This is a genomic window from Streptomyces sp. NPDC058008 (genome assembly GCF_042886395.1).
Classification (GTDB): domain Bacteria; phylum Actinomycetota; class Actinomycetes; order Streptomycetales; family Streptomycetaceae; genus Streptomyces.
Genome location: NZ_JBHVQX010000066.1, coordinates 1 through 4,144, shown reverse-complemented (window position 1 = coordinate 4,144; position 4,144 = coordinate 1). Strand labels below are relative to the sequence as shown.

Sequence of the window (4,144 nt, the reverse complement as noted above, 5' to 3'; positions counted from 1 at the left end):
ACCCTGACCCGAGAACAAGAACGCCACCGACCGCCCCGGAACCACCACCCCCGACACCACATTCCCCACCAACTCACCCGAAACAACACCCGCCAGACCCCGCACAAACTCCTCCCCACCAGCACCCACCACCACCGCACGATGCTCCAACGCAGCACGCGACGACACCAACGACCACCCCACACCACCCACATCACCCACACTGCCTTCGCCCAGACCCACACCACCCGAGCCCACCACGAACTCACGCAACCGCGCCGCCTGCCCACGCAACCCCGCACCCGACCGACCCGACACCACCCACGGCACCACACCACCCACCACCGAAGACACCCCGACCACGGGCCCACCCTCGACAGCCGGCGGCTCCTCGATCAGTACATGCGCGTTCGTCCCACTCACTCCGAAGGCCGACACACCCGCGCGCCGAAGCCGACCCGTCTCCGGCCAGGGAACGGTCTCGGTCACCAACTCGACCGCGCCCACGGACCAGTCCACATGCGGCGTCGGCTCATCCACGTGCAACGTCGAGGGCACCACACCATGCCGCATCGCCATCACCATCTTGATCACACCCGCCACACCCGCCGCGGCTGCCGTGTGGCCGATGTTCGACTTCACGGAGCCGAGGAGGACGGGACGGTCCTCCGGACGGTCCTGTCCGTAGGTGGCCAGCAGCGCCTGCGCCTCGATCGGGTCACCCAGCGCGGTGCCCGTACCGTGCGCCTCGATCACGTCGACCTCGGAGGCGGACATTCCCGCGTTGGCCAGCGCCTGACGGATCACCCGCTGCTGCGACGGACCGTTCGGAGCCGTCAGACCGTTCGACGCACCGTCCTGGTTCACCGCCGAACCCCGCACCACCGCCAGCACTTCATGCCCGTTGCGCACCGCGTCCGAGAGCCGCTCCACCAGGAGCACGCCGACCCCCTCGCCCCAGGCCGTGCCGTCCGCAGCGGCGGCGAACGCCTTGCACCGGCCGTCGGTCGCGAGCCCCTGCTGCTTGCTGAACTCGGTGAACATGCTGGGCGTCGACATGACCGTCACGCCTCCGGCGAGCGCCATCACGCACTCGCCCTTCCGCAGTGCCTGCGCCGCCAGGTGCAGCGACACCAGCGAGGACGAGCACGCCGTGTCCACCGTCACCGCCGGCCCCTCCAGCCCGAGGGTGTAGGAGATACGGCCGGAGGCGACGCTCGCGGCGTTGCCTATCCCCACGTACCCCTCCACCTGCTGCTGTGGCTGGCCGAGCAGCAGGTTGGCGTAGTCCTGGCCGTTGGTGCCGACGAAGACACCGGTCATGCTGCCGCGCATCGACAACGGGTCGATGCCTGCCCGCTCGAACACCTCCCAGGAGGTCTCCAGCAGCAGCCGCTGCTGCGGGTCCATCGCCAGTGCCTCTCGCGGCGAGATGCCGAAGAACTCCGGATCGAACGTGTCGGCCCCGTGGAGGAACGATCCGGACCGGGTGGCCGAGGTGCCCGCGCCGTCCGGGTCGGTGTCGAACAGTGCGGCCAGGTCCCAGCCCCTGTCGGTGGGGAACTCCGCGGCCGCGTCCCCTCCTCCGGCCAGCATCCGCCAGAGTTCCTCCGGGGAGGTCACGCCTCCCGGGAAGCGGCAGCTCATCCCCACGATGGCGATCGGCTCCCGCTCGGCGTCCTCGACCTCGCGCAGCCGGCCGCGGACCTTGTGCAGGTCGGCGGTAACTCGCTTGAGGTAGTCGAGCGTCCTGTCTTCGTCACTCATGATCGGTCCCCTCCGCATTCGACGTCTTCCGCTCTTCCACCGCTCGCGCCCGCAGACAGCGCGCGCCCTGTGCGGCTCAGATTCCGAGCTCGTTGTCGATGAAGTCGAATACCTCATCCCGCGTCGCGGACTGGATGTGTTCGGCCGCCCCGGCGTCGGCCGCCTCGCCCTTGCGGGCACCCCACCGGGCCATGAGGGCGTCCAGCCTGGCCGCGATGTCCGGGTGCGTACGGTCGCCCGCACCGGCCGCGACCGCCACGAGACGGCTCTCCAGCCTGTCGATCTCGGCGAGGACCGAGTTCTCCGTGACCTCGTCCCCGTCCCACGCGGTCCTCAGATGGGCAGCGAGTTCGCGTGGCGTCGGGTAGTCGAAGATCGATGTCGCCGGCAGCTGCAGCCCGGTGGTCTCGTTGAGCCGGTTGCGGAACTCGACCGCGGCCAGCGAGTCGAACCCCAGGTCGCGGAAGGGTTTGTCCGCCGCTATCCCTTCCGCGTCGGCGTGCCCGAGCACGACGGCCGCGTGGGTTCGTACCACTTCGACCAGGACCTGCTCGCGCTCGGCCCCGGAGAGTCCGGCGAGCTGCTCGTCCAGGCGCGACACCTTCTGCGTGCCGGACTCGACGGCCGTCCGGGACTGCCTGGCCTCGGGGATCCCGTCGAGCAGGGGGCTCGGCCGCCCTGACGTGAACGACAGCGTGAAGCGGTCCCAGTCGATGTCGGCCACGGTGAGGAAGGACTCGTCGTGGTCGAGTGCCTGCTGGAGCAGGGCGAGCGCCGACTCCGGTGTGAGCGGCCGCACTCCCCGGCGGCGGAGCTGTGCCTCGGCGTCGTCCTGCGCCGCCATTCCTCCACCGGCCCAGGTCCCCCACGCGATCGAGGTGGCCGTCCGGCCCCGCATCCGGCGTCGCGCGGCCAGTGCGTCGAGGTAGGCGTTGGCCGCGCCGTACGCGCTCTGGCCCGCGCCGCCCCAGACGCCGGCGGTGGAGGAGAACAGGATGAAGGCGTCGAGGTCGGCGTCGGCGAAGACCTCGTCGAGGTTCCGGGCGCCGTCGGACTTTCCGCTGCTGATGGCGGTCAGTTGCTCGATGCCGGTGTCGCTGATCGGGCTGGACTGGGCGACACCGGCCGTGTGGACCACCGCGCGGATCTCGCTGCCGTTGGCGGCGAACCCGCCGACGAGGGCGGCCAGTGCGTCCCGGTCGGCGACATCGCACGCCGCGATCGTCACCTCGGCTCCGAGGGCGATGAGTTCGGCCTCCAGCGCGGCGGCTTCCGGAGCCGTTGGGCCCCGGCGGCTGGTCAGGACCAGGTGCTCGGCCCCGGCGCGCGCCAGCCAGCGCGCGACGTGTGCGCCGAGCGCACCGGTGCCGCCGGTGACCAGGACCGTGCCCCTCGGTGTCCAGCGGTGTTCTTCCCGTCCCTTGGGCTGCGGCAGCCTTGTGAGCCGCCGGGCCAGCAGCCCCCTCGGCCGCACCGCAACCTGGTCCTCACCTGTGGCGCCTGCAAGGACCGCGCACAGCCGTGTGAGAGCTCGCTGATCGAGTTCGGCCGGCAGATCGACCAGCCCTCCCCACCGGTCGGAGTGTTCCAGCGCCACCACTCGGCCGAGGCCCCAGATCTGCGCCTGCTCGGGGCGGATGTCCCTGTCGGTGCCGACGGCGACCGCTTCTCGGGTGACGCACCACAGCGGCGCCCCGACGTCGAGGTCCCCCAGTGCCCGTACCAGGGCGAGGGCCGACGCGGTGATCAGCGACGGTTCCGGAGCGTCGGTCAGCGAGAGCAGCGACAGAACACCCTGGAGCGGCGTGCCGGGGAGGGCGTCGCGCAGGGGATCGACGATCGACTTCCCGGGCGTGGTCTCCACCCGTACGACATCCACCCCCTGACGGACCAAGGCATCGGTGCAGGCGTCGGCTGCGGATCCACCGGCCGTGACCACCAGCCAGGTGCCGGTCGGCAGAGCGGCCGGCTCGGTGACCGGCTCCCAGGTGACCCCGTAGCGCAGGTCGTCCAGGGCCGAACGCTCCCGTGACCGGCGGCGCCAGTCCGACAGCATCGGCATGAGCTCCTGGAGCGGGGCCCGCCCGTCGTCCCCGTGGACGCCCAGCGTGTGAGCAAGCCGCTCCACGTCATCGCCTTCGACCGCGGACCAGAACGCGTCGTCCACCGCGAGGCCGGGCGCCTGCTCCGAGGGAGCCGCGACGTCCAGCCAGTAACGCTGACGGTTGAACGCGTACGTCGGCAGATCGACACGCGGAGCGGGAACCAGGGTCGGCCAGGTGACCGCTGTGCCCCGGGTGTGGAGGTGAGCCAACGCCAACGTGAGCGTGGTGACCTCATCATGATCCGGACGAGTCGTCGCCACCGCGAGCGCCGACGGCACCTGCTCAGCAGCCAG

The 4,144-nt window shown here is 71.1% G+C and carries 2 protein-coding genes; both read right to left on the bottom strand.

The window, feature by feature from the left end; genetic code table 11:
• A partial coding sequence (locus tag ACFVS9_RS34055) for a type I polyketide synthase (protein WP_389938874.1) occupies positions 1-1,746 on the bottom strand: 1,746 nt, incomplete at its 3' end.
• 76 nt (positions 1,747-1,822) lie between these two features.
• A partial coding sequence (locus ACFVS9_RS34050) for an SDR family NAD(P)-dependent oxidoreductase (RefSeq protein ID WP_389938871.1) occupies positions 1,823-4,144 on the bottom strand: 2,322 nt, incomplete at its 5' end.